The organism is Arthrobacter sp. PvP103 (assembly GCF_017833075.1).
Lineage (GTDB): Bacteria > Actinomycetota > Actinomycetes > Actinomycetales > Micrococcaceae > Arthrobacter.
Genome location: NZ_JAFIBQ010000001.1, coordinates 1803751 through 1829634 on the forward strand (window position 1 = coordinate 1803751; position 25884 = coordinate 1829634).

The window sequence follows — 25884 nt, forward strand, 5'->3', positions numbered from 1 at the left end:
TCCCGTTTCGGATGCTGGCTGTTATAGGGTCTGGCGGTATGGCATTGCAACTCGTTCAGGTGAATTTCAAGGCTCGGGATGACGCAGCGATCGGCCGGTTCTGGGCGGAGGCACTCGGCTGGGGTGTTTCCAGCGAGGGACCCGGCGTGACCAATGTTGAACCCGTGGGCTTCGTCTGGCCGGACCCCGTCGCCGTCTGCGTGGATGTGGTCACCGTCCCGGACCCCGAAACGGTCAACTACCGCGCGCACCTCGATCTCGCCACCACCTCCGCGGCCCACCAGGCGGAGCTGGTCGCCCGGCTGAAGGAGCTCGGTGCGACGCCCGCCGACGTGGGCCAGGGTGATGTGCCGTGGACGGCCATGGCCGACCCGGAGGGCAACCTGTTCCGCGTGCTGGAACCCCGGTCGATCTACCGGGACACCGGGCCGATAGCCGCCGTGGTGGTCAACTGCGCGGACCCGCGGGCCATGGCCCGGTTCTGGGGCGAGGCGATGGACTGGACCCTGCATGAGGTGACCGACGATCACGCCAGGCTGCGATCCGCCAAGGGTGTGGGGCCGTATCTTGAGTTCCTTCGCGAGCCAGTTTTGAAGACCGTCTGCGGCCGCGTCCATCTCGACCTGATGCCATACCCCGGTGATGACCAAGCGGCCGAGGTGGCCCGGCTGCGGGCTCTGGGCGCCACTGACGCCGACGTCGGCCAGGGCGATGTGCCGTGGGTGTGCCTCGCCGACTCAGAGGGCAACGAGTTCTGCGTCCTCGCACCGCGTTGAGGCGCGGTGGCTCGGCTGGCGATGCTGGTGCGAACTCCCGGAGCCCGAACTAAGCGGCGCCACCCGCCACCCAGGAAGCGGGCGACGGCGGAAACCTCCCGCCGTCGCCCGCGCTCGTTCGGTGCATAATGCAGCCGAGCGCCTAACCCGCGACGTTAAGTCTCGGAACACGGACAATCACTGGCCCTCGACGGTCAGGAAGTAGTTCGACCTTGAGCCGGGCCCCCTCGTGTCCCAAGGCGCCCCCGGAACCGGCCACCGCGGCTTTTCCGAGTGCGAACTGACCGGCGTCGAGCTCCAAGACAGCCTCTGAGTGCTCATCGGATGAATCCACAAACGCAATGACTTCATCGCCCCTGTCGAGCCATCGGACCCACGGTGCGTCCTCCTTGGCTGCTATGTCCTCTGCCAGCGGCATAGCACCGACCAGGAACTGTTTGGCCGTGGCCATCCAGTGACCGAGGTCAGTCAACGCCTGGCGCTGTATCTCGGGAATGGTTCCGTCGGCTTTGGGCCCCACATTGAGCAGGAAGTGTCCACCCCGGGAGACGACATCAGTCAAATGCCGCGCCAGCTCCTTGCCACTGAGGGACTGCTCCGGGCCTTCCACCTGGTTGTAGCCGAAGGAGAACCCGACACCACGGCAGTTCTCCCACTGCGATTCAGACTCAGACTGCGAGAAGTGCTCGTACTCGCTGGTCGCGTAGTCCTTGTGCGTATCACCCCAGCGGTCATTTACGACGCCCTCCGGGTTGACCGAATAGAAATATTCGAAGAGTCGCCCGAGTCCGTGTTCGCCGAAATGCTTACCGGCATCCGGCCACTCGATGTCATTCCAGAGAACGTGCGGTTTGTACTTATCCACCAGGTCGATGACGTGCTTGTAGGCATACTCCGCGTACCCGGCGTCCTTGGGCCGGGACGAGTCATGGACACTTTCGCTGGTGATGAGCGGCGGGAACGGACGAACGTGCCAATCGAGGCCGCCGGAGTAGTAGAGGCCCAGTTTGAGGCCCTTTGCCTGGACTGCATCTGCAATCTCCCTGATCAGGTCCCTGCCCGGGCCGCGGTGGACGGTATTACGATCCCCCGTCCCTGGTGCGTCCCAGAGAGCGATGCCGTCGTGATGCTTGGTGGTGGGAACAACGTAGTCTGCGCCAGCGAACTGAAAAAGTTCCACCCACTCGGTCGGATCGAACTGCTCGGCCTTCCACTGTTCCAGGAAGGCATCGTAGTCTTCTCCGCCGAAATTCTCCCTGTGGTGCTGCTGGGCGGGGCTTCCGTCGATCCGGATCGTATTGTAATACCACTCAGCGTAGGGGTTGTGTGTGAACCATTCACGGTCGTCGTCGATCGTGCCCAACGCCCCGATCGGTTCAGCCCAGGCAGGGACGGAGTACGCACCCCAGTGGATGAAGATGCCGAACGGGGCGTTTTGGAACCACTCCGGGACGGGCCGCGAAAGCTTCTTCCAGTCGTTATTGTCGACAGTCGAGTTGTTCATTTTGCTCCAATACATGAGGTGTGGGTCGGGTTTCGGGTGGTGGTGCATATTCAGCGTCCGCCGAAGCCGCCCATGCTGACGCCCTTGACGAGCTGGCGCTGCAGGAGGACCACTATCAGCAGACTGGGAATAACGGCCACCGTGGCTGCCGCCATAAGCGGACCCCAGTCGGTGCCGCGCTCTCCTGAAAACATGGAAAGGCCCAGCGGGATGGTGGCCTGGGAGACGTCATTGATGACGACCAGGGGCCAGAGGAAGCTGCTCCAGTAGTCGATGAAGCTGAAGACCGCGACGACGGCAAGTGGCGCACGGACCAAAGGCAGAATGACGCTCCAAAGAATTCGGATCGAGCCTGCGCCGTCGATCCTGGCCGCTTCCTCGAACTCAATGGGCAGCGCGAGTAGGAACTGCCGGATAAGGAATGCCCCGAAGGCTCCGAAGGCAAAGGGCACGATCAGCGCGGGCAACGAGTTAACCATGTCGAGCTTGTTCATCATGATGTAGAGGGGAATCACTAACACTTCCTGGGGCAATACCAACGTGCCCAGGAAAACGAGGAACAGCTTGTCCCGGTGCTTGAACTGCAAGCGGGCGAAGGCGTAGGCGGAAAGCAACGACACGACGGTTGTCAGCAGGGCACCGGCCGTGGCCACGAGGAAACTGTTCAGGATGATGCGCCCGAAGGGAATGGCCGTCCACGCCGTCACGTAATTGGACCACTCCACGCGGGAGGCGAAAAAGCTTGAACCGGTCGAGAAGATTTCGGAGGTCGGCTTCAGCGAGGAAGCAAACATCCAAATGAAGGGAAAGAAGAAGACGGCCCCGACGAGGACCACCCCTACCCGACTAAAGACGCGTCCGGCGGGAAACCTCTTGCGCCGGTTTTTCCTGGGTTGCTGGTCCGGAGTCCGATCTGCTGCCCGCGGAACGAGAATCTCAGTTGTCATAATTGACCCACTTCTTCTGCTGCGCGAACTGGAGCGCCGTAATTAACATGACGATCACGAACAGTGCCCAGGCCAAGGCGGAGGCGTAGCCCAGCTTGTCGAAGGAAAAGCCGTTGCGGTAGAGGTACAAGACAATGGTGTTCGTGGAGTCACCGGGGCCGCCGAGCGTGAGGAGGTACGGCTGGGTGAAAACCTTGAACGAGCCGATGATGGTCATCACCGTGCAGAAGAATAGCGACGGCGAGAGCATGGGAAGCACCACACGGAAGAATCGTTGCCAGGCTCCCGCCCCGTCGATCCGCGCGGCTTCGAGCAGGTTCGGCGAGATGCCGCTTAGCCCGGCCCCGAGCACGATGATGTTGTAGCCGATTCCCTGCCAGACGGACATTGCTATCAGGGATCCCATGGCAAGGTGACTGTCGCTGAGCCATGAAGGCCCTTGAATTCCCAAGGTTGCCAGGAAGCTGTTCACCGCCCCGTCGTCCGTCAGCATCAGCCGCCAAACCAAGGCGTTCGCCACCATGGGAGTCACTACGGGGACAAAGAACAGGACCCGGAAGAACGGCCCCCAGCTGCCGAGGTTGTGCACCCAAGTCGCCAGGGCGAGCGCCACAACGAGGTTGAGCACCGTGTAGCAAAAAGCAAAGAACATGGTATTGCCAAGCACCGTCCAGAACACAGGGTCGGTGGTCAGCATCCGCACGTAATTGTCCAGACCCACAAATTCCGGTGTCCCGAAAAGGGGCCAGTCGAACAGGCTGATAACCAGCGAAGCGATCAGGGGCAACACAATGAAGATGAGGAAACCGAGCATTCCCGGCGCCAGGTAAGCGGCGGCAACGCGTCCGTGACCCATGCTTCGTATGGGCACCTTCCGGTCTGTAACAGCTGTTGGAGGTATGGCAGTCATCGTTGACCTATTCCATCAATCGTGCGGGCGGGCTCCTTGGCAGAAGCCCGCCCTGGGGATTTACTTAGCTGAGCTCATGATGGTGCTGAGGATCTCCTCGGCAGACTTGGTGCCGCGGAACCCCTGCCCTGAGTACTGCGTGAAAGATGTCTCCACCTGGTTCCAGGTTGGCGTGGTCACCAACGGCTTGCCGCTCTGCAAAAGGGCCTTGACAGTAGCGACGTCGGAGGCCGGCTTGTTTCCCGCCCAATCCTGGACCGCCGATTCAATGGACGGAACGGTGCCGCGGGCAGCCCCAACGGCGCCCACAACCTCTGCGGTGGTGATCTTCATGATGTTTTTGAAGGCCGCTTCTTTGTCCTTGCACGAAGCAGCTATGGCGAAGCCTGAACCCTGGATCATGCCTACGCTCTTACCGGAGTCCGACGGAATAACGGCGATGCCTACTTTGCCCTTGGTCTTGGTGGTCAAGGAGTCGTACATCCAAGGACCGTCAATGATCATCGCGGCTTTTCCACTCATGAACTGCTGCTCCGCTACGTCAAGGGCATCCGAGGCTTGCGGTGCGCCGGCTACCTGTTCCTTGGCTGAAAGATCAAAGGCAAACTGCTGTGCGTCCACGAGGCCCTGGTTGGTCAGATCAAGGTTTCCATCCTTAACCGGCTCGTGTCCGTTGGCGAAGGCCAACGGCAGGCCCGGACCTGCCACAAAACCGGGCGGCACTGCCAGACCGGCACCGCCGTCCTTAGTCACCGCCTTCAGGTCCGCGAGGAACTGGCTGGTGGTATAGCTGGCGCCTGGCTCTTTCACGCCGGCCGCGGCCAGCAGGTCCTTGTTGTAGTACAAAACCGTAGGCTCGGCGTCATACGGGATGCCGCGCAGCGTCCCGTCAACCGTCATCCCGTCCATCATTGCCTTGTTGTAGACAGATATGTCCAGGTTGTTGCTCTTGACCAGGTCATCCAATGGCACTGTCAGGTCTTTTAGCTCCTGCATCCGCGCTGCTTGACTCGTGATGATGCAGGGGGCACCAGAGCTGGAGAGGCGGGTCTTGACCTTCGTCCAGTAATCCGTGAAGCTCGGTCCCTCCAACGCCAGGTTGAACCCGGGATCCTTTTTCTTCGCCGCATCCACGAACGCCTGCCACTGGGCCCGGTCGTTCTCGTTTGAAATCCACGTATACATCGAGGAAGCCTCATTGCCGTTCTCCGATGATGAGGTGGCTCCGGAGCCACAGGCTGTCAGGGCAGTAGCGGCAACAGCTGCAGCCGCAATCGCGGTGAGCAGCCTGGCGTAAGCGCGGGTTTGCGACACGATGGATGTCCTTTCATCTCTTGGGGACAAAGGCGGTTGCCGGGCGACGTCCTCGTGGCCTGACGGATGTGATACACGCAACCTTTGTCGCTCCAGAATGTCCCCCTGATTTGGGGAAGTCAAGAGAAAAAGCCAAATACATCCGATCTTTCTCATCACTCATCAGTCAAAAGCAGCAGTTCTTCCCCTAAAAGAGTCATGTCGGCCATACAACATCAGACGAATGTGCTGTTGCCTTCAACTGGACTTTCTTCGTCGAACCGCCCCTGCTGGAGGGCTTCGTCCAAAACGGGGGAAGGGATGGCACTGACATAGTCCTCCACCGCATAAAGATGGTTTGCCATCCGGGTCCTGGCGCGCTCCGCATCATGGCGTCTCAATGCGTCGAGGATTCCCAGGTGTTCGCGATGCGTCGCCAGCAACCCCTCATGGTCGTGGATGGACCGCCACATACGGCCGCGGATCGTCTTCGTGGAGACTGTCTCGATCAGGGCGGCCAGCACATGGTTGCGGGAAGCGCTGGCTATCAGCCTGTGGAACTCGATATCGCATTGCATCGCCGCGTTATGGTCAACAGGAGTCCCGCCGATCGCATCGTGCGCACGTTGAAGGACCTGCTCCGCGACCTGAAGTTCCTCCTCGCTAATGGAAGAAGCCGCGGCAGAAGCGGCCTCCGTTTCCAGTGCCCGGCGGACGGTGTGCACCTGATTGGCCCGCTCACCGTCCTGCAGACCCACCCAGAACTCCATAGCCGTCAGCAAGGCGGCTGGCTCCAATTTGGTGACAAACGTGCCGGCGCCCTGGCGGGTCTCCAGGATTCCCATCGTGGACAGTGCCCTGACTCCCTCCCGAAGGGACCCCCGGGACACCTGGAGTTCTGCCGCAAGGTCCTTCTCGATAGGCAGGCGATCCCCTGGTTTGAGCCTGCGGGTGGAGAGCATTTGCTTTACGCCGGAGATGACGACGTCTGTCTGGGACATCGGAAGGTTGTCCATCCGGTCCGCCTTTCTCGAAACATCAGGGTTCCGCTGATTTTAGCCGGGAACCCAGGTCATCTGATGTATTGCTTGGAAAAAGCCTCCTACTACTATATTCTCATCAAATATCCCCAAATACATCAGATGATGCTCGCCAACGTCGCTAGAGCGTCAGCTGCCTCGCTTAACCTGGAGGACTTACCTTGCCAAACATCACCGGATACGACGTTTACGACGTGCGGTTTCCCACCTCGTTGACCGCTGACGGTTCAGATGCCATGAACCACGACGCCGATTACTCCGCCGCGTACATCGTCCTGAGGACGGAGGATCCCGCCGTTTACGGCTGCGGATTCACCTTCACAATAGGACGGGGCAATGAGATCTGCGCCGCGGCCATGGAGCTGCGCGCGCGCCCCCTGGTCGGACTCGACGTCGCGGATGTCTGCCAGGACCTCGGGAAGACCTACCGGAGCTTGAAGCAGGACTCACAGTTGCGGTGGCTCGGACCGGACAAAGGTGTGGAACACCTTGCACTAGGAGCGGTAATGAACGCGGTGTGGGACCTGGCCGCGCGGCGTGCCGGAAAGCCGCTGTGGCGGCTGCTCGTGGACATGTCCCCGGAGCAGATCGTCGACGCCGCGGACCTGACGTATTTGTCGGATGCGCTGACGCGGGATGAGGCCCTCGGAATCCTTGCCGGCCTCTACCCCACAAGGAACCACCGCCTCGAACAAATGATGAGTGAAGGCTATCCCTGCTACACCACCTCCGCGGGATGGCTGGGCTACTCCGACGAAAAGCTGCGCCGCTTGTGCCAGGAGGCTGTGGACCAGGGCTACCGCCATATCAAGCTGAAAGTCGGGGCCTCCCTGGAGGACGACATCCGCCGACTTCGCATCGCCCGCGATGTGATCGGGCCGGAGGGCAACCTCATGATCGACGCCAACCAGGTGTGGGACGTTCCCGCGGCGATCGACTGGGTGAAACAACTGGCGGAATTCAACCCCCTTTGGATCGAGGAACCAACAAGCCCCGACGACATCCTCGGGCACGCCGAGATCCGCAGGGCAGTCCAACCCATCGGCGTAGCCACCGGCGAGCACGGCATGAACCGCGTCCTCTTCAAGCAACTCTTCCAAGCCGAGGCCATCGACTACTGCCAGTTGGACGCCTGCCGCCTCGCCAGCGTGAATGAGGTGCTCGCGGTGCAGCTGATGGCCGCCAAATTCGGCATCCCTGTCTGCCCCCACGCAGGGGGCGTCGGGCTCTGTGAACTTGTACAACACCTCTCGATCTTCGACTTCATCGCAGTGTCGGGCGACCTCTCAGGGCGAGTCACCGAGTACGTTGACCACCTGCATGAGCATTTCGTGGATCCCTGCATCATCGCCGACGGCGCCTACGTAGCTCCGATGAATCCGGGCTACTCAGCGGAGATCAAGGAACTAACGCTGCAGGAATATGCCTTCCCTTCGGGCAACTACTGGGCAGGGACCGAAAAGGGCCGGGATGAAGAGGCCCGGAAGTCCGCACGCGTTGTCAGTGGAATGATGTTCGCAACCACACGCGAAGGAGCGGGCGCATGATCAACTACACCCTGACGCACCCCGGGCTGCTTGCAGCGCTAGCGGAGTCAGGCCATGGTTCCCAGATCCTCATCGCGGACGGCAACTATCCGCACAACACCGGAGCCCCCGCTACCGCCACGCGTGTCGCCCTCAATCTGCGTCCCGGGCTGCTCGGCATTGACCAGATCCTTGAGGTCCTTGTCGACGCGGTTCCGATCGAAGCCGCCGCCGTCATGACGCCCCCGGACGGAAACTGGACGGAAGCAGTCAAGGGCTATGAGAAGGCCCTTGGCAAGGACGTCCCCATCACGTCCCACCAGCGTTTTGATTTCTATGACGCAGCCCGATCAGCCGATGTCGCAATCGTCATCGCAAGCGGAGACACCCGTCATTACGCCAATCTCCTGCTGACCATCGGCGTCCGTGCAGAGGCAACCGAGTGATGGGCGGATGCCGTGAAGGTCATTGACTCCCATGTCCACGTTTGGGACCCGACGCTGTTTGACTATACGTGGTTGGCGAACAGCGCGGCTCTGAACAAACCGTTCCTCCCCCAGGACCTTCCGCACACTTCGAACAACACCCGCGGTGCAGTCTTCGTCCAGGCTGACTGCAGGGAAGACCAGGCCCTCAAGGAAGTGGACTGGGTGAGCGCGCTGGCCGCCGACTGGCCTGCACTGTCCGCCGTCGTCGCCTTCGCCCGCCTCGACGGCGGCAACGAACTGGCCCGGGACCTGGAGCAGCTGGCCCAGCGGCCGCTGGTCCGGGGAGTAAGGCACCTCTTCCAAGATCTGGACGACTCCCAAATTCTCGCCCCGCAGATGATTGCCGGCGCCCGGCAGGTGGCTCTCGCAGGGCTCACCTTTGACGCCTGCGTCCGGTCCTGGCAGCTCGGCACCCTGGCGGACTGGGCAAGGGAGGTGCCGGAACTGAGCATCGTATTGGACCATATGGGCAAACCGCCGGTCGCAAAAGGCACCCTCGGCGCCTGGCGTGACTCGATGCGGAAGCTGGCGGGGCTGCCGAACGTCGTCATCAAACTCTCGGGGGCGGGGGCCGAAGCAGCACCCGGCAGGCCCCTTGGAGGCCAGGCACTGCCCTTCATTCAAGAGGCCCTCCAGATTTTCGGGCCGGAACGCTGCATGATCGGAAGCGATTGGCCGGTTTCGATGACGGATCCGGCCGCGTACCAGGGGTGGATCGACCTGGTCATGGACAGCGCTCTCGCGGGGGCCAGCGCCGCTGAACGTGACGGCGTCGCCTGGGCGACCGCCGCCCGCTTCTATCGACTAGACACTCCTGCTTAGCAGGCGTCTCCAAAGATCAGACAAGGATTGACCCAATGCACGCAAATCTCAAGCAAAAACGCACCATTCCGGGAACCGACGTGCAACTGCCGGTACTGGGGTTCGGCGCCGCGCCGATCGGCAACCTCTACCGGGAGGTGCCTGAACAGCAAGCGCTCGACGCCGTCACCGCCGCCTGGGAGGGCGGCATCCGGTACTTCGACACGGCACCCCACTACGGCCTGGGACTCTCTGAGCGCAGGATCGGGGCCGCACTGGCAGGACGCGAGCGCAGCGATTACGTGCTGAGCACCAAAGTTGGCCGGCTCCTGCGACCCAACACCGCCCCGGCAGGGCGGGACAGCGAGGGCTTCGACGTGCCGGACAACCTCGCCCGCGTCCGTGACTACTCGCGGGACGGGGTCCTCCGCTCCATTGAAGAAAGCCTGCAGCGACTCCGCACAGACCGGCTCGACATCGTCTACATCCATGATCCCGATGACTACTGGGAAGAGGCCTTGGAAGGCGCCGTCCCCACGCTCTCCGCCCTGCGGGATGAAGGGATCATCGGCGCCTGGGGCGCCGGCATGAACCAGGCCGAAATGCTGCACCGCTTCGTCGCCGAGACCGACATCGACGTCATCATGCTCGCCGGCCGGTACACGCTCCTTGAACAGGGTGCGGCCAGGGACCTGCTTCCTGCGTGCCTGGAACGGGGCGTTGCCGTTGTGAACGTGGGCGTCTTCAACTCCGGGCTCCTCTCAAAGAACAGGCCCGTACCCGGCGCCACCTACAACTATGAGGCCGCGTCCCGCGAACTGTTGGACAGGGCAAACCGGCTGGCCCGAATCTGTGAATCCCACGGCACAACCCTGCCAACGGCCGCCCTCGCCTACCCGTACCAGCACCCTGCCGTGAGCAGCGTGGTACTTGGCATGCGCACCCCGGAACAGGTGACGCAGAACCTGGACCTCGCAGCGCAGTCCGTGCCCCCGGCCCTCTGGGACGAGCTGCGCGAAACCGGCCTGATCACATAACCGGGCGGCCGCAACGCCCCGCCAACCGAACACACTTGAGAAAGAAGAACCGATGCAATTTGCACGCATAGGTGCGCCCGGCGCCGAAGCCCCCGCCGTCGTGAACGAGAACAAGTACTATTCCCTGCTGCCGGTGACCGCCGATATCGACACGGCCTTCTGGGAGTCGGGCGGCCCCGCACGTGTTGCGGCGGCCCTCGCCGCCGGAGACCTGCCCGAAATCACCCTGGATGGCGCGCGGATCGGTTCCCCCATCGCGCGCCCCTCATCAGTGATCTGCATCGGCATGAACTATGCAGCCCATGCGGCAGAGTCCGGCTCAAAGCCGCCGACGGTCCCCATCATCTTCCACAAGGCGCCCAACACCGTTGCCGGTCCTTACGATCGCGTGGCCATTCCCCGCGGATCAACCAAGACGGACTGGGAAGTGGAGCTCGGCGTCGTCATTGGCAAACGCGCCTCATACCTTGACTCGCCAGATCAAGCCAGGGAGCATATCGGCGGCTTCGTCACCGTCAATGACCTCTCCGAACGGGAGTTCCAGCTGGAGGTCTCCGGGGGCCAATGGTCCAAGGGCAAGAGCTGCGCGGGGTTCTGCCCCACCGGCCCGTTCCTTGTGACGCCCGACGAAGTCGACGCCGGGGACCTTCGGCTGAGGAGCTGGGTGAACGGCGAAGCACGGCAGGATTCATCTACCCGCGATCTAATCTTCGACGTCGAAATGATCATCTACGACCTCAGCCAGTACCTCGTCCTGGAACCGGGGGACTTGGTATGTACCGGCACTCCGGAAGGCGTGGCGCTTTCGGGCCGATTCCCCTACCTCAAGGCGGGAGACGTCGTCGAGATTGAAGTAGCCGGCCTCGGGCGCCAGCGGCAGGAATTTTCGCAATCCTAGTCAGAACGGCCTCGGCCGGGAAGGAAAAACAATGGAGTTTGCAGGACTCAAAGCTGTGGTCACAGGAGGCGCTTCCGGCATCGGCGCGGCAATCGCTGCGCTGCTGAGGGAGAGGGGTGCAGCCGTTGCTGTGCTGGACCTCGAACCCCAGAAGGCCGCTGCGGGCCTCATCGCCCTCCGGTGCGACGTATCGGACGATGCCTCTGTCCGGAGCGCTGTCGAAGAAGCCGCGAAGCTGCTGGGCGGTATCGACATTGTGGCCAACAACGCTGGCATCGGCGCACAAGGCACCATCGAGGACAACGACGACGACGAGTGGCACCGGGCCTTCGACATTAACGTTGTTGGAATGGTCAGGGTTTCCCGTGCAGCCCTCCCGTACCTGCGCCGTTCCAGTTATGCCGCCATCGTGAACACATGCTCGGTTGCTGCCACCGCGGGCCTGCCCCAGCGTGCTCTTTACAGCGCGACAAAGGGCGCGGTGCTTTCGCTCACCCTGAGCATGGCGGCGGACCACCTCCCTGAGGGCATCCGGGTCAACTGCGTCAACCCTGGCACCGCAGATACGCCATGGATCGATCGCCTCCTGTCGGCGGCTCCGGACCCGGCCGCGGAACGCGCCGCGCTTGAGGCGCGCCAACCGCACGGCAGGCTCGTTGCCCCGGAAGAAGTGGCAGCGGCTGTCGTGTATCTGGCCAGCCCCTTGGCCGGATCCACCACGGGTGTGGATTTGGCCGTCGATGGTGGCATGCAGGCCCTAAGACTGCGCCCCCGCACCACCGTCTCGTAGCGGACGGCGGCGGGACCGCCCGCCGTCGCCCCGCGGTGAGGCGCGGACTCCCCCTCCGTCGTCCGCGGACAGCACTACAAGGTTGCGGCTTCTTCCTCCGCCAGTCTGATCAGGCGGAGTTCGTCCTCCACGGCACGGGTGGGCCAATAGTCCCTGGCCAGCTCATTTGCCCGGGTTAGGTCTGCTGCCGGGAAGAGCTTGCCGAGCAGTCCGGCCGCCTGAAGCAGGGCGATCAGCACCGTGGTCCGGAGATCGGGCCCTTTGGACTCAGGTTTCGCGGCAGGTTTCGCAGCATCAGGCGCCCCTTCCCCGGAAACCCCGGCCTCAGCCGCCGCTGCATCAGGCGCCCCTGCCTCGGTAACCCCCGCCTCAGGAACCTCGAGATTGGACGGCGCACCACTGAGTGCCGCTTCGATCTTTTTCAGGAGCACCTCCTCCGCAGCGTGGTCCTTGTGCGGGTATCGTACGGCCCGGAACCGGCCCAGATGCTTTTCACCGACGTGCTCCACGATGCCCGCCGACGCCATTCCCTCGTACACACCCTGCACTTCGGCGCGGCTGTCCAGTACGGAGACCCACCACTTGGGAGTGCGGGCACGGGATTTGCCGCGGATGAGTTCCAGCTCGTCCTGGAAGTCCGTTTGCGGGACAGTCCCGGTGGCCCTGACGTGCTTCCCCTGCAGCTCGATCGCACCGAGCAGCGCCAGCTCGGCCAATATTGCCCCTGCCACAGTGGTCCTGAGTGCGAACACCGGCACTTCAGGTTTGCCGTTGTTGTCGTTCGTTGCCAGAAGGAGGAAGGCCTGGGGAAGACTCAACTCCGCTGCGTTCGGTGTTTCAGCGTTCATAGCATCATGGTGGCCCTGTTGGGCCGCCACCACAATGAGGAACTAAAAGCGGCGACGTCAACGTGAGCGGGAACCCCGTCAGCGAGTCCCGGCAGTGCTGCTCAGGTGCGCGGAGTCCGCTGTCCACCCGTCACGCAGGCTGGCGTGGCACTCGGCCGCACGTCCGGCGACGTCGCCGTGAACCGCAGACGTAATTGCCTCGACAACAGCGATCTGTCCGGTCGTGTCGGGGACGCCCGGAAATTGCACCTGCGGCGCCTCAACCGCGTCCACCGGCGAATCGTGCGTGGCACGCATGCGAAGAATCGCGATGGCGGAAATAAGGCACCAGGCAATGTTCGTGACCACGGAAGGCCACGCTTCGTGGACCGCACCATTGACGATGAAGGCACATGCACCGATGAGGTTGGCCACCTGGAAGCGCTTGCCGGCCTTCAACCAACCCATGGAGACGGACAGGTATGCCGACAGGATCAGAACTGCCCCCGACCAACCTGCGATTTCCCACAGCAGTTCCATGATGTCCTTTCGAGGTGATGCCCGGCTGCCATCCGCTGGCGGAATGAAGTTGGCGGGCTACGCGTGTGTTTGGAGTCCGGCCTGGATGTCGCCCGCGGGCCTGCCGTTTCAACAGCAATTATGGGGACGTACCACCTTTAGAGCAATTGCATTCCACTGAAGTCCTGGTTTAGAACTACTTAACATGGACATCGATCCGCGCCGGTTGCGCGTGCTTCTTGCAATTGCTCGTACGGGCGGCGTGCTGGCCGCAGCGGACGAGCTGGGACTTACGCCCTCGGCCGTCTCACAGCAGCTCACCAAATTGGAGGACGAGACGGGGCACGCCTTGGTGGTGCGCACGCCCAAGGGTTCGGTTTTGACACCCGCCGGCCTGGCAGTTGCCGAAGCAGGCGAGGAGATTGAACGCGCCCTCAGTGTTGCTCGCGCCCGAATCGAAGGCGGGGCCAAGGTCGCAGGAGTCGTGCGCGTGGGCGGGTTCACCAGCTTTGTTCGGACGGTGGTGATCCCGCGCCTGCCCGGCTGGCGCACCCAGTACCCGCAATTGGAGATCAGGATCTTTGAGGACGACTTCCCTGCCTTGATGCGGCTGCTACGTCAGCGCCAGCTCGACGCCGTCGTGGTCGAGCTCGACTCTACGACCGCCGAGCAACGTTCACTGTCCGCCGGAATGATTGAAGAGCCCCTCCTTGACGAACCATGGAAGCTGGTGGTTCCGTCGGGTGCACTGCTCACCACCGAGAACGTTGATCTTGCCGGGCTGCCCTTTCCGTGGCTCGGCGTCGAGCCGTCCGCGGCCAACGCGGCGGTGCTCGGTCGCCTTCGCCAGTCAACGGGTGCCCGGATGGAGACGGTCCATCAGTACCAGGACACGCTTACCGCCCTCGCGCTCGTGGCCGCGGGCGAGGGTATTGCGATCGCACCCACCCTGGCATTGAGCGGCGTCCGCCATGACGGGGTGGATGTCCTGGACGTCCCCGGATTGGGCACGCGACGTATCGTCCTGCGACGGTTCGACCGGCGGCGGTCAGCCAACATGCCCGTGGACACAGTCGCGCGCCTCCTGCGGGAATCGGCGGCAGCGTTCGATACCCGGTCCACATCCTGACCGGCCGCAGCAGAAGGGACGGACGACGGCGGGAGGTCCCGCCGTCGTCCGCTTGCGTTTGGCGTTGCTCCACACAGGGCTGCCGTGCGGGGCAGCGGTCAGTCCGCGCCCTGGCCCTCGCGGGCCGTCTCCTCCAGGATCCTGGCTGTGGGGGCTGCGGTCATCAGCTGCCCTATCACCTCGGGGTTGTCCCACACCTCGCTGCGTAGCCGTCCCAGAAAGGCGTTCGCAGAGTCCTTGGTGTCGAAGTCAAGGAGCACAGCCACGCTGTTCCGGTCCTCCGTATCCCGGAACAGGCGGACAGACCTGGCGCCCGAGGCCGCGCGGCCTGCAGGATCGCTGTCGAATACTTTTTTGAAGGCCTCGTAATCCCGGACCGGATAGCTGATCTGCAAGGTGAACATCGTCGTTCCTTTCGCTCGGACTGTGGCAGGTCAAACTTAGGACTTCCGGCATTATCCCGGTAGGGCCGAAGGACGGTGCAGACCGCGCTAACGTCACACAACGCGACGGCATCCCGATCCGGACAGGCCACGCCCTACCCTTGACATGTGACTTTGACTAAGATCCGCACCGCCGCCGCGAGCTCCCTCGCCGCCGCAGGCCTCCTGTTTACCCTCGCCGCCTGTTCCACGCCGGCCGCCACCCAGCCGACCACCTCCGCACCGGCGTCGCCGGCAACGGCTTCATCCAGCGCCTCCTCCGGGCCCTGCACCGGAGTGAAGGTCATCGTAGATTCCGGCGCCCTGAAGCAGGCTGCCGCTGACACATCCGTCTGCGTGCCCGCGGACGCGCCAATCCTCGCGTCCACGGTGCTCGAAGAGGCCAAGGTGAAAACCGAGGGCACCGCCCAATATCCCAAGGAACTGGCGTGCCGGGTGAACGGTGTGCCCGCCGCGGACTTCGACATCACCCACAAGGGCGGCACGTACCGGGAAGACTGCAGCAAGATGCCTGCCGCCTTTGCGTACTGGGCCCTCTGGGTGAAGCCGGCTTCCGGTGACTGGGCATACGCCCAGGAAGGCCTCGCCACGTTGAAGGTGAGCCCCGGCGAGAGCCTGGAACTGCTCTTCACGGTCGACGGCGAACCGGCCGCACCCGCGGCATGACCTTCCGACCCGCGCCGCTACGTGCAGGGGCGGCCCTCGCCGTCGTCTTCATCGTGGCGCGGGTCATCTACCGCGTCCTTTTCAACGGGGCAGGCATCGCCGAGCCGGTTCTGCTCGACCTGCCGGCGATTCGGCTGCCTGCCCCGTACGCCCATGTGGTCCTCCTCGGCCCGGTCACGGCGCCCGGACTGTGGGCGGCGGTCCTGTCCGCCCTGCCGATTGCAGGAATGTTCCTTGGTTTCGGCCTGCTCAACGCCTGGGTGGACGTGGCCCGCGGCTTTGTGCACCTGGCCCGCCGCGGCCCCATGCAGGGCTTGGCCCGGACGCTTGTGGTGGCCTGGGCGGCACTCCCCGCGCTTTCCGACGCCGTGACCTCCGTGCGCCTGGCATTCCGGTTGCGGGGCGAACGCTTCGGGCCCCGAGCCCTTGTTCCCGTGCTGGAGCGCACCCTTGAGCACGCGGCCCGGGTTGCCGCGGCCCTGGAGCTGCGTGGATTCGGGAGCCGGGCGGCACCCCAGCCCGGCAGCGGTACCGAAACACCGCTTTTCGTCCGGAATGCCGAGTTCCGCATTGGTGACGCGCAGGTGCGCGTCGCGGAATTCACGCCGTCTAGCGGGTCCATAACGGTGATCACCGGGCCCACGGGCTCCGGCAAGTCCACTATCCTGCGAGGTATCGCGGGTCTCCTCTCCCACGTTGACGGCGGAGAAATTACCGGGACCGTGCGCGTCGCCGGAGCGGACCGTTCCGCCACGCCGCCGCGCGATACCGCCCGCCTCGTCGGCGTCGTATTGCAGAATCCCCGCGCCGCATTCGCCACCACCCGGGTCCGGGACGAAATCGCCCTGGCCCTTGAGCTGCGCGGCATGGCATCCGGTGCCGCCAAGGCCCGGGTGCTGGAGATTGCGGAGAGCATTGGAGTCTCGGCCCTGCTGGACCGGAATGTCAGCACCCTCTCGGCGGGCGAGGCGACGCTCGTTGCCATCGCCGCTGCCGTGGTGGAGCAGCCTGCCCTCCTCTTGGTTGATGAGCCCCTGGCCGACCTTGACACCGCAGCACGCGGACACGTCATCGCGGTGCTTCACGCCCTCGCCCGGGACGCCGGTGTCTGCGTCATCGTGGCGGAGCACCGAGCCGAGCCGCTCGTCCCGGTCGCCGATTCGTGGTGGACTATCGACGACGGCGGCCTGGTGCCGGGTGCCGCACCATCCGCGCCTCCGCGCCTTGTCGACGCCCGTCGAATGCCGGCAGAGCCGGCGGACCTCGCGCCCGTGCTGACGGCGACACAGCTTGCGGTGCACCGCAAGGGCACGCCGCTGGTGCGCGACGCATCCCTGACCCTGCACCGCGGTGAAGTGGTGGCCCTCGTGGGGCCGAACGGGGCCGGGAAGTCGTCCCTCCTGGTGGCGATAGCCCTTGGTGAGGGCATGGTGAGTGAAGGAACTGGCAGTGCAGGAAAGCGCGACGTCGGCACGGTGGACGGCGGAAAGGCCGACGGCGGGCGCGTCGCCCTGGTCCCGGACGCCTCGGACGATCTCTTCACGCGGGATACCGTCGCCGGCGAGCTCCGCGCGGCAGAGCGCCGCCTTGCGCGCCGAAAGAACGGCGGACAGCCCGCGCCCGGCTTTGCGGCGTCGCGCCTGGCCCGTCTGCGGGGCGACGTCACGATCCCCATTGGCCAGGAGCATCCGCGGGACCTCTCTTCGGGGGAACGCAGGATCCTGGCGATCGTGCTCCAGACCATGGACGACCCCCGGGTGCTCCTGATCGATGAGCCGACCCGCGGACTGGATCCCGCGGCGCGCACGGCAGTCTCGGCGGCGCTCCGGGCTGCAGCGGATTCCGGTGCGGCGGTCCTGATCGCCACGCACGACCTCGACTTTGCCCACAGCCTTGGCGCCCGGATCCTCCCGATGCATGACGGCGTCGCGCCCTCCTCTGCGGCAGCCGATGTACCTGAACCGCCCCTTCCGCTCCCCCGGACGGCGGGCGCCGGACCAAGGCCGGAGGTCATCGAACCAGACTCGAAGGGCGCAGAAAGACGGCGCCGCATCCGGATGCCACGGGGCATCGAGCTCGCCGTCCTCGCAGCTGCAAACCTTCTGGCCCTCGCAGCATTCTGCTGGCCGCTGCTCGCCGCGGCCTTCCCCGAGGATGCCGCCGCGGCACTCCCCTATGCGGCGCTGGCCATTGCGCCGATCGCCGTCGTCGCCATTGTCGTGTCCCTTGACGGCTCGGTCCGCTCCGCACACACGGTGGCGCTGCTCGGCGTCCTGGCGGCAGTAGGTTCGGCGGTGCGGGTGGCCAGCACCGGCGTCGGGGGTGTGGAGGCAGTCTTTATCCTGCTGATCCTGGCCGGCCGGGCCTTCGGCCCCCGTTTCGGCATGCTCCTCGGCGCCGCCACCATCGCCCTCTCCAGCGCCCTGTGGGGTGGCATCGGGCCGTGGACGCCGTTCCAGATCTTTGCGTGTGCGTGGGTGGGCGCCGGGGCCGGCCTGCTCCCCCGCCGGGTGCGGGGCAAAGCCGAGCTGTGGATGTTGTGCGGCTACGGAGTCGTGGCGTCCTACCTGTTCGGCCTGCTGACTAACCTGTGGTTCTGGCCCTTCGCGGTGGGCGCCGGCACCGGCATCTCCTACGTGCCCGGCGCACCGCTGGGCACCAACCTCAGCAGCTTCCTGCTCTACTCGCTGTTGACGTCGACGGCGGGCTGGGACACCTTGCGTGCAATCACCACGATCATCGGAATCGCTTTGGTGGGGCGGGCGATCCTGGCCGCGCTCCGGCGGGTGAAGCCGGTCTCCGGCATGGTTCCTGGACCCGGCGGGCAGGCCGTGCAGGCTCAATCCGCCCAGGCTAAATCCACCCAGTCCGAGGACCGGCTGCACATTGGAGTTTGAGGACACCCGACACAGGTCCCTGTCGGGGAGTCGCGTAAGCCGCGTCGCACGCAATGGGCTGAACGGACGTCGCCTTGAAGGTCATAGTGCGGGGATCCCTAGGATTCGCTATTCCCCGTGGATAGTCTGGGACAGGACGCCACCCGATGTAGGGTCAGTGAGAATGTGAAAGAAGGAGTTGCTGCGGTAATAGGCCGGAACAACGTCACCATATCGGGCCGGGATGACGGGCCTGTGATGATGTTTGCCCACGGTTTTGGCTGCGATCAGGCTATGTGGCGGAAGCTGCTGCCCTATTTCGTTGATGATTACCGGCTGGTGCTTTTTGACCATGTTGGTGCAGGACACTCTGACATCAGCGCCTATGACTGGGAGAAGTACGGGTCCCTCAACGGGTACGCTTCGGACCTGCTGGAGATTTGCGCCGCTCTTGACCTTGAGGACGTCATCCTGGTGGGCCACAGTGTCAGCACGATGATCGCCGTGATCGCCGCTGTGCAGGACCCCAACCGTTTCTCCCACCTGGTTCTGCTTGCACCTTCGCCCCGTCATACGGATGACCCGTACGACGGCTACGTGGGCGGCTTTTCGCGGGAAGGCATCGAGGGCCTGCTGGCATCTCTGGACAGCGACTATTTCGCGTGGGCCGCGGCCTTGGCCCCCATGGTTATGGGCAACCCGCAGGAGCCTGAACTAGCGGAGGACCTGCGTGTCAGCTTCTGCCGGACGAATCCGACCATCGCACGGCACTTCGCCGGGGTAACTTTCTTTTCCGACACCCGCCCTGAACTGAAAAAGTTGCGCACCAGCTGCCTGATCCTGCAGTGCTCCGACGATCGGCTTGCCCCGCCGGAAGTGGGCGCCTACCTGCACAAGAATCTGGAACACAGCACCCTGGTGCAGCTCCAGGCCACCGGGCACTGCCCCCACGTCAGCGCCCCGGAGGAAACAGCCCGGGCGATTCTGCACTACCTCGACACCCGCTCCTGACAGGCACCGCGGGCCTCTCCCCCGCCCGGTTTTGCAACCTTCTTTCATCAAACACCCCCGCGGGTGCCCGGATAACAGGATTGCCCCGTTTTCAGGCGAGCTGCAGGATCCGGGTTCAGGCGAGTTTGGTTACCTGGTAAGTGTGGCCGGCCGCGCGGAGCCGCTGTATGAGCACGTTGCCGAGTGCCGTGGCCGGCGTCAGTGACCCTTTAGCGGTCGGCAGCCGGTCACCATCGAGGGCAAGGGCGAGTGCAGTCTCCCCTGCCATCACGGCGGTGGCGGCATAGCCGGGATCACCGGGGCCAGCAGCAATCGCCTGGTAACGCTGGCCGTCCTCGGTGCGGGCGGTCACCTGGGAGTGGAACCAGCCCGCGCGCTGCGTGCTGGTGCTCGGACCCGTACCCGGTGCCGGAAGAAAGCGGTCGAGCACCTTCCGGGTAGGCGGGAAGGCCATCGCGCCCGTGAATGCCCTGAGCCCGAGTGCCATTGCCCTTGCGATGACCGCTCCTGCCGGTCCGGGGGCCACCCCCATCACCTCGCCGTACTGAAGGGAGCGCCCGCAGGCCCAGCGCTGCAATGCGTTGCTGCGGCGCACTATCCGGGTGTTGAACGGGGCCATGATGAAAGGCGCGGTCCAGGTGCCGTCAGCGGAACGGCGCACAGGACCGGCGTCAGGCGGCTGTGGTGTCGTTGGCTCCCGTGTGCGGTCGGGGCTCAGGGCGTAGGGGTCCGCGGCTAGTGACCTCAGTGCGGTGCTCGATCGCATCGCATCGAGCTGCCCGCGCATCGATTCGAGGGTGCCCCCGCTGATGCCGGCCCTGGCCCTAGCCTCGAGTTGGACCTCGACCAGACCGCCAGCGCCATCGGCTTCTGCCGCCTGATGAAGCAGCAGTACGGCGAGGTCGGACGGCACAGAGTCGTAGCCGCAGGAGTGCACGATCCGTGCCCCGGTCGTCCTGGCCAGGGCGTCGTAGCGATCAATCGCCTCCCGGATGAAAGACACCTCACCGGCGAGGTCGGCATAGTGGGTACCGGCCCGGGCACAGGCCTCGACGACGGGCAGTCCGTGTTTCGCGTATGGACCGACGGTTGTGAAGAGCACGCGTGTGTTCGCAGCCAGGGCGGCGATTGAGTCCACGTCCTCCGAGGCGGCTTCGATGAGGGCCCACCCGTGCGCCGCGGCCGGCAACTCCGCCCGAACCGCCTCAAGCCTGGACATGGACCGGCCCGCGAGCCCAACCCGCATCCCGGCCGGTGCATGCCCGGCAATGTAGGCGGCAATCAGTCTGCCAACGAAACCCGTCGCTCCGTAGATCACGAGGTCATGTTCCCGAGATGAGGTGTCCATGACTGCAGCCTTTCACAGCGGCATTGCACTTAGCAGCTTTGGACCGGTTACCCCGGAGGCGCTGCGTCCCCGCCCCGATCCGGCTCCAACTCACACCTTGAAGTACTTCGCCTCCGGGTGGTGGAACACGAACGCGTCCGTGGACTGTTCGGGGTGCAGCATCAGCTCATCGCTGAGGACCACGCCCATCCGCTCGGGCTTCAGCAGCTCCGTCACCTTGCGGCGGTCCTCCATGTCCGGGCACGCCGGGTAGCCGAGCGAGAAGCGCGCGCCGCGGTAATCGAGCTTGAAGTACCCGGCCTTGTCCTTGGGCTCCTCGGCCGCGAAGCCGAGCTCGGAGCGGATGCGCGCATGCCAGAACTCCGCGAGCGCCTCGGTGAGCTGCATGACCAGGCCGTTGAGCTCGTAGTAGTCGCGGTAATGGTTCCCCTTGAACAGCTCGGACGTCACCTCGTCGATCTTCGAACCGGCGGTGACCAGTTGCACCGGCAGGACGTCCACCTGCCCCGATTCGCGCGAGCGCACGAAGTCGGCGAGGCAGAGGTGCCGGTCGCGGCGCTGGCGCGGGAAGTCGAAACGCAGCCGCTCGGTGCCGATCGGACCGCCTGAGCCACCATCGGGGGCGAGCAGGCCCGGGGTGCCGAGCACGCCGTCGGGGTCCTCCCCGTGGTGCAGCACCACCACCTGTTCCCCCTCGGAGACCACCGGGAAATAGCCGTAGGCAACGGAAGCGTCGAGCATTCCTTCGGCGAGGATGCGGTCCAGCCAGTACCGCAGGCGCGGCCGGCCCTCGAGTTCCACCAGTTCCTCATAGGAGGCGCCGTCATCGCCGCGGCCGGGCTTGAGCCCCCACTGCCCCATGAACGTGGCGCGCTCGTCGAGCAACGCCGCGTAGTCGTGGAGCGCGACGCCGCGGACAATGCGGGTGCCCCAGAACGGCGGCGAAGGCACTAGGTTGTCGGAGGCGACGTCGGAACGGCCGGGCATAGCTTCCGGTTCGGTCACCGTGAACTTCGGGCCGCCCTTATGGATCCGCTTCTTCAGCGGCGGAAGGCCGACGGCGTCCGGATCGGCGCCGCGGGCCACCTGCACCAGGGGTTCCATGAGTGCCAGGCCCTCGAAGGCGTCCTTGGCGTACCGGACGGTCCCTTCAAACTGCTCTGCCAGGTCCTGCTCCACGTACGCGCGGGTCAGGGCTGCGCCGCCGAGGATGATGGGCCACTTCTTCGCGAGCCCCCGGGACTGGAGTTCCGCGAGGTTTTCCTTCATCACCACGGTGGACTTCACCAGGAGCCCGGACATGCCGATCACGTCGGCGTTGTGCTCCTCGGCTGCGGCCATGATCTCGGCGATGCCCTGCTTGATGCCGATATTGACCACTTTGTAGCCGTTGTTGGTGAGGATGATGTCCACAAGGTTCTTGCCGATGTCGTGCACGTCGCCGCGCACGGTGGCGATCACCATGGTGCCCTTGCCTGACGCGTCGGACTTCTCCATGTGCGGCTCGAGCAGGGCCACCGCGTTCTTCATGACCTCGGCGGACTGCAGCACGAACGGCAGCTGCATCTCGCCGGCGCCGAAGCGCTCACCCACCACCTTCATGCCTTCGAGCAGCTGGTCGTTGATGATGCCGAGCGGGGTCATGCCTTCGCTGCGGGCGAGGTCCAGGTCAGCTTCCAGGCCCTTGCCTTCGCCGTCGATGATGCGCCTCTGCAGCCGTTCGCCGGTGGGCAGGGCGGCGAGTTCGGCGGCGCGCTGGTCCTTGAGCGCTGCGGTGTCGACGCCGGCGAACAGGTCCAGCATGATGGCCAGGGGGTCGTAAGTGACGTTGCCGTCGGCATCGTATTCGCGGCGGTCATAGACGAGGTCCAGGGCCACTTTGCGCTGTTCTTCCGGGAGGGAGGCGAGCGGCACGATCTTGGCGGCGTCGATGATGCCGCTGGACAGGCCGGCCTGGACGGCTTCGTGCAGGAACACGGAGTTCAGCACCACCCGCGCTGCCGGGTTGAGGCCGAAGGAGACGTTGGAGACGCCGAGCGTGGTGTTGATGCCGGGGTACTTGGTGGTGATCTGGCGGATGGCCTCGATGGTTTCGATGCCGTCGCGGCGGGTTTCTTCCTGGCCGGTGGCGACGGGGAAGGTCAGGGCGTCCACGATGATGTCCTCGACGCGCATGCCCCATTCGCCCACCAGGGCGTCGACGAGGCGGGAGGCGATGGCCACCTTGCCTTCGGTGGTGCGGGCCTGGCCCTGTTCGTCGATGGTCAGGGCGATCACGGCGGTACCGTGTTCCTTCACCAGCGGCATGATGCGCGCGAAGCGGCTGTTCGGGCCGTCGCCGTCCTCATAGTTGACGGAGTTGACCACCGGGCGGCCGCCGATGAGTTCGAGGCCGGCCTGCAGCACGGGCGGTTCGGTGGAGTCGATGACGAGCGGGAGGGTGGAGGCCGACGCGAAACGCGACACGATTTCCTTGATGTCGGCCACGCCGTCGCGCCCCACATAGTCGATGCAGACGTCGAGCAGGTGCGCGCCAACGCGGACCTGCTCGCGGGCGATGTCAACGCAATCGTCCCAGCGTTCTTCGAGCATCGCCTGGCGGAACGCCTTCGAACCGTTCGCGTTGGTGCGCTCCCCGATGGCGAGGTAGGCGGATTCCTGGTCGAACGGCACGTGATGGTAAAGGGAAGCGATGCCGGCTTCACGTTCGGTGGGGACGCGGCTGCCGTCGGCGCCCCTGCCGCCGCTGGTGACGGCGGCGCTGGCGCGCAAGGGCGCAAGGCGTTCGACGACGGCGGCCATGTGTTCCGGCGTCGTACCGCAACAGCCGCCCACCAGGCCCAGGCCGAATTCCCGCACGAACTGCTCGTGTGCGGTGGCGAGTTCGCTGGGTGACAGCGGATAGTGCGCGCCGTTGGGGCCAAGCACAGGGAGGCCGGCGTTGGGCATGCAGGCGATGGCCACGAAGGACTGCTTGGCGAGGTGGCGCAGGTGCTCGCTCATCTCATCGGGCCCGGTGGCGCAGTTCAGGCCGATGGCGTCGACGCCGAGCGGCTCGAGGGCGGTGAGCGCAGCGCCGATCTCGGATCCCATGAGCATGGTTCCGGTGGTTTCGACGGTCACCTCGACAAAGATCGGGAGCCGGACGCCGCGGGTGACGATGGCCTGCTTGCAGCCGTTGACCGCGGCCTTGGTCTGCAGGAGGTCCTGGCTGGTCTCGATGAGGAAGGCGTCCGCACCGCCGTCGATGAGGCCCTCGGCCTGCAGTGCGAAGGTCTGCTTGAGATAGTCGTAGCTGGTGTGGCCCAGGCTGGGGAGCTTGGTGCCCGGCCCCATCGAGCCCAGGACCCAGCGCATGCGTCCGTCTGTTTTTTCTGCCGCTTCGGCGCGTTCGCGGGCGATCTCCGCGCCCTTGCGGGCGAGCTCTTCGATGCGGTCGTCGATGCCGTAGTCGGAGAGGTTGGACCAGTTGGCACCGAAGGTGTTGGTTTCGACCGCGTCGATTCCCGTGGCGAAGTAGGCGTCATGGATGTCGGCGAGGACATCCGGGCGCGTGTCATTGAGGATCTCGTTGCAGCCTTCCAGCCCCAGGAAGTCCTTCTCGAGCGACAGGTCCCGCCCCTGCAGCATGGTGCCCATGGCCCCATCAGCGATGACGACCCGGTGGTTCACGGCATCCAGGAGCGCCTGGGCGCGAACGGGACGGGAAACGGACTCAATATCAAGCGCAAAACGAGGCATCTAAACAGATTACGTGTGGGGGCTGGAACGTTGCGCTGTGTGTCCGTGTACTACGGCGGGGGTGCGTGGCGCTTCCTCCTGTGAGCTAACGCAGCAAGTGTGCTGGCGCACGGGGCGGGGCACAGGGGCCCGGAGGTTATTATTCATGCAGAGGCACCTACCAAGCGGGAGGTGTCCCGGAGCCCGACGATATCGGCTAGGTCGAAGACGAGAGACAAGCTCCGCGCGTTGTCCGCAACCGAAACATTCTCTGCCGAATCCCCCAATGCCGCTCGCCGGAACTGCTGGAGAACCCGGGCCAGGTCAGAGTCATTCTGAACGTCCTGGGCGGGAGCCACGAGCTGGGGTCCCGTGCCGAGATCCAGCGTCACCTCCAGTCCGGCGACCGCTATGCTGCCGTTCTCTCCCCGGATGAGCCAGTCCCCGTCCCATGGCGTCGTGCGTCCTCGGGCGGACCATGTGCCGGTGTAGGTGACGGTCCCTTTGTTCTCCAGCGCCAGCACCGCGCTCAGATCCGGCTCTCCCCGGTACTCTGTCCACATTGGGCGCCCAGACAGCGCGCCGACGACGCGCGCTTCCTGTCCGGTCAGATGGCGCAGAAGGTCGACGTGGTGGATGGCCATGTCAGCGATCAGTGGGTGAGCGAGGTCCCCGCGGCCGCCGTCCAGAAACTCCGGCTGCGCGAACTCGATCGACACATGTGCAATGCGACCGATCTGAGGAAGGCTGCGCCGGACGGCGTCGACCCACGGCCGCTGCCGGTAGTTCTGATCGATGGCGATGAGGATCGACGTACTCTCGGCGAGGTCCTCCAACTCCCGAAGCTCCCTCCGGCTAGGCACTGCCGGTTTCTCACACAACACGTGAAAACCGCGGGCCGCAGCCCTTCGCACCGCATCGAGATGAAGCTGAACCGGCAACGCGACCACCACCGCGTCGACGTCGGCCGCCTCGATGGCGTCCCGATAGTTCGGGAAGTGACGCGGAGGCCGCTCATCGCCGCCTTGCCAGGGCCGCCCGCCCGCTGTCGCGACCAGCGACGTTCCCTCGGCCCGATCGATGACGTCCGCCCATGCGTGCCCCCATCGCCCCATCCCGAGCACTGCCACCCGGAAGCTCTTCTCGCTCTCCATTGCTCCATACCCTTCTTGGTTTTGGTCAGCAGGCCTTGGTTAGCTCGCCGCTGCCCCAGGCCACCGGTCTTAGCTTTCCAATGGTTTCCGGTCTTTCCAGTAGCCAGCATGCCTTCGCCCGCAACTCGCCACCAGCAAGCCGTGCTCGCGCTCGCCCGTCGCTCAATCAATGTTCTACGGG

Annotated in this window: 22 protein-coding genes; 11 read left to right on the plus strand and 11 right to left on the minus strand. The window is 64.7% G+C overall.

The features are described from left to right. Positions 1 to 38: 38 nt before the first annotated feature. Positions 39 to 776, plus strand: coding sequence for a VOC family protein (locus tag JOE41_RS08365; RefSeq protein ID WP_209751960.1), 738 nt, complete (start codon positions 39 to 41; stop codon positions 774 to 776). Positions 777 to 918: 142 nt separating this feature from the next. On the opposite strand, the gene JOE41_RS08370 is transcribed toward JOE41_RS08365, so the two are convergent. The 5 genes from JOE41_RS08370 to JOE41_RS08390 all read right to left on the minus strand — a co-directional run bounded on the left by JOE41_RS08370 (position 919) and on the right by JOE41_RS08390 (position 6446). Beyond that, the gene (locus tag JOE41_RS08370; protein ID WP_209751962.1) at positions 919 to 2280 is read right to left on the minus strand and encodes an alpha-L-fucosidase; all 1362 of its coding nucleotides are present in this window, start codon (positions 2278 to 2280) and stop codon (positions 919 to 921) included. Between the two features lie 50 nt (positions 2281 to 2330). Then, positions 2331 to 3227 (minus strand): carbohydrate ABC transporter permease, encoded by an 897-nt coding sequence (locus tag JOE41_RS08375; RefSeq protein WP_209751964.1) that lies wholly within the window; start codon positions 3225 to 3227, stop codon positions 2331 to 2333. Further along, complete coding sequence (locus tag JOE41_RS08380; protein WP_245200670.1) at positions 3217 to 4083, minus strand: carbohydrate ABC transporter permease; 867 nt, start codon at positions 4081 to 4083, stop codon at positions 3217 to 3219. Before JOE41_RS08380 ends, JOE41_RS08375 begins: the two co-directional genes overlap by 11 nt. A 114-nt stretch (positions 4084 to 4197) precedes the next feature. Continuing rightward, a complete protein-coding gene (locus JOE41_RS08385; RefSeq protein WP_307800683.1) occupies positions 4198 to 5451 on the minus strand; it encodes a sugar ABC transporter substrate-binding protein in 1254 nt (417 codons plus the stop codon). A 215-nt stretch (positions 5452 to 5666) separates the two neighbouring features. Then, positions 5667 to 6446 carry a FadR/GntR family transcriptional regulator gene (locus JOE41_RS08390; protein ID WP_245200671.1) on the minus strand — a complete coding sequence of 260 codons (780 nt, stop codon included), beginning with the start codon at positions 6444 to 6446 and terminating at the stop codon, positions 5667 to 5669. A gap of 185 nt (positions 6447 to 6631) precedes the next feature. On the opposite strand from JOE41_RS08390, the gene JOE41_RS08395 reads away from it, so the two are divergent. The 6 genes from JOE41_RS08395 to JOE41_RS08420 are packed head-to-tail and all read left to right on the plus strand — an operon-like array spanning position 6632 to position 12010. Further along, on the plus strand, positions 6632 to 8017 hold the full coding sequence (locus JOE41_RS08395; RefSeq protein ID WP_209751966.1) for an L-fuconate dehydratase: 1386 nt from the start codon (positions 6632 to 6634) through the stop codon (positions 8015 to 8017). After that, positions 8014 to 8442 carry an RbsD/FucU family protein gene (locus JOE41_RS08400; RefSeq protein ID WP_209751968.1) on the plus strand — a complete coding sequence of 143 codons (429 nt, stop codon included), beginning with the start codon at positions 8014 to 8016 and terminating at the stop codon, positions 8440 to 8442. The genes JOE41_RS08395 and JOE41_RS08400 overlap by 4 nt, the downstream gene beginning before the upstream one ends. Before the next feature lie 12 nt (positions 8443 to 8454). Further along, positions 8455 to 9306 (plus strand): amidohydrolase, encoded by an 852-nt coding sequence (locus tag JOE41_RS08405; protein ID WP_209751971.1) that lies wholly within the window; start codon positions 8455 to 8457, stop codon positions 9304 to 9306. Between the two features lie 35 nt (positions 9307 to 9341). Beyond that, on the plus strand, positions 9342 to 10322 hold the full coding sequence (locus tag JOE41_RS08410) for an aldo/keto reductase (RefSeq protein WP_209751973.1): 981 nt from the start codon (positions 9342 to 9344) through the stop codon (positions 10320 to 10322). Between the two features lie 52 nt (positions 10323 to 10374). Next, positions 10375 to 11220 carry a fumarylacetoacetate hydrolase family protein gene (locus JOE41_RS08415; RefSeq protein ID WP_209751976.1) on the plus strand — a complete coding sequence of 282 codons (846 nt, stop codon included), beginning with the start codon at positions 10375 to 10377 and terminating at the stop codon, positions 11218 to 11220. 31 nt (positions 11221 to 11251) lie between these two features. Continuing rightward, positions 11252 to 12010 carry an SDR family NAD(P)-dependent oxidoreductase gene (locus JOE41_RS08420; RefSeq protein ID WP_209751978.1) on the plus strand — a complete coding sequence of 253 codons (759 nt, stop codon included), beginning with the start codon at positions 11252 to 11254 and terminating at the stop codon, positions 12008 to 12010. A gap of 74 nt (positions 12011 to 12084) precedes the next feature. On the opposite strand, the gene JOE41_RS08425 is transcribed toward JOE41_RS08420, so the two are convergent. Both JOE41_RS08425 and JOE41_RS08430 read right to left on the minus strand, forming a co-directional pair. Next, positions 12085 to 12858 (minus strand): GPP34 family phosphoprotein, encoded by a 774-nt coding sequence (locus JOE41_RS08425; protein ID WP_011693444.1) that lies wholly within the window; start codon positions 12856 to 12858, stop codon positions 12085 to 12087. Between the two features lie 78 nt (positions 12859 to 12936). Then, the gene (locus JOE41_RS08430) at positions 12937 to 13377 is read right to left on the minus strand and encodes a hypothetical protein (protein WP_209751979.1); all 441 of its coding nucleotides are present in this window, start codon (positions 13375 to 13377) and stop codon (positions 12937 to 12939) included. Between the two features lie 184 nt (positions 13378 to 13561). Here JOE41_RS08430 and JOE41_RS08435 point away from each other — a divergent pair, with 184 nt between their 5' ends. Continuing rightward, positions 13562 to 14485, plus strand: a complete 924-nt coding sequence (locus JOE41_RS08435; protein ID WP_011693446.1) for a LysR family transcriptional regulator — start codon at positions 13562 to 13564, stop codon at positions 14483 to 14485. Between the two features lie 98 nt (positions 14486 to 14583). On the opposite strand, the gene JOE41_RS08440 is transcribed toward JOE41_RS08435, so the two are convergent. Further along, complete coding sequence (locus JOE41_RS08440) at positions 14584 to 14889, minus strand: hypothetical protein (protein WP_209751981.1); 306 nt, start codon at positions 14887 to 14889, stop codon at positions 14584 to 14586. A 147-nt stretch (positions 14890 to 15036) separates the two neighbouring features. Between JOE41_RS08440 and JOE41_RS08445 the strand changes: the two genes are divergently transcribed. The 3 genes from JOE41_RS08445 to JOE41_RS08455 all read left to right on the plus strand — a co-directional run bounded on the left by JOE41_RS08445 (position 15037) and on the right by JOE41_RS08455 (position 19481). Then, entirely contained in the window at positions 15037 to 15594 is a 558-nt protein-coding gene (locus JOE41_RS08445; protein WP_011693448.1) for a hypothetical protein, read from the plus strand. After that, a complete protein-coding gene (locus tag JOE41_RS08450; RefSeq protein WP_209751983.1) occupies positions 15591 to 18491 on the plus strand; it encodes an ATP-binding cassette domain-containing protein in 2901 nt (966 codons plus the stop codon). Before JOE41_RS08445 ends, JOE41_RS08450 begins: the two co-directional genes overlap by 4 nt. A 165-nt stretch (positions 18492 to 18656) precedes the next feature. Then, the gene (locus JOE41_RS08455) at positions 18657 to 19481 is read left to right on the plus strand and encodes an alpha/beta fold hydrolase (RefSeq protein ID WP_209751985.1); all 825 of its coding nucleotides are present in this window, start codon (positions 18657 to 18659) and stop codon (positions 19479 to 19481) included. A gap of 115 nt (positions 19482 to 19596) precedes the next feature. Here JOE41_RS08455 and JOE41_RS08460 read toward each other — a convergent pair whose 3' ends face one another. From JOE41_RS08460 to JOE41_RS08470, 3 genes are all read right to left on the minus strand, one after another. Then, positions 19597 to 20829: a trans-acting enoyl reductase family protein gene (locus tag JOE41_RS08460; RefSeq protein ID WP_209751987.1), complete on the minus strand. Its 1233-nt coding sequence runs from the start codon at positions 20827 to 20829 to the stop codon at positions 19597 to 19599. 90 nt (positions 20830 to 20919) lie between these two features. After that, positions 20920 to 24570, minus strand: a complete 3651-nt coding sequence (metH, locus tag JOE41_RS08465; RefSeq protein WP_209751990.1) for a methionine synthase — start codon at positions 24568 to 24570, stop codon at positions 20920 to 20922. Between the two features lie 143 nt (positions 24571 to 24713). Beyond that, a complete protein-coding gene (locus JOE41_RS08470) occupies positions 24714 to 25703 on the minus strand; it encodes a Gfo/Idh/MocA family protein (protein ID WP_209751992.1) in 990 nt (329 codons plus the stop codon). Between the last annotated feature and the right edge of the window lie 181 nt (positions 25704 to 25884).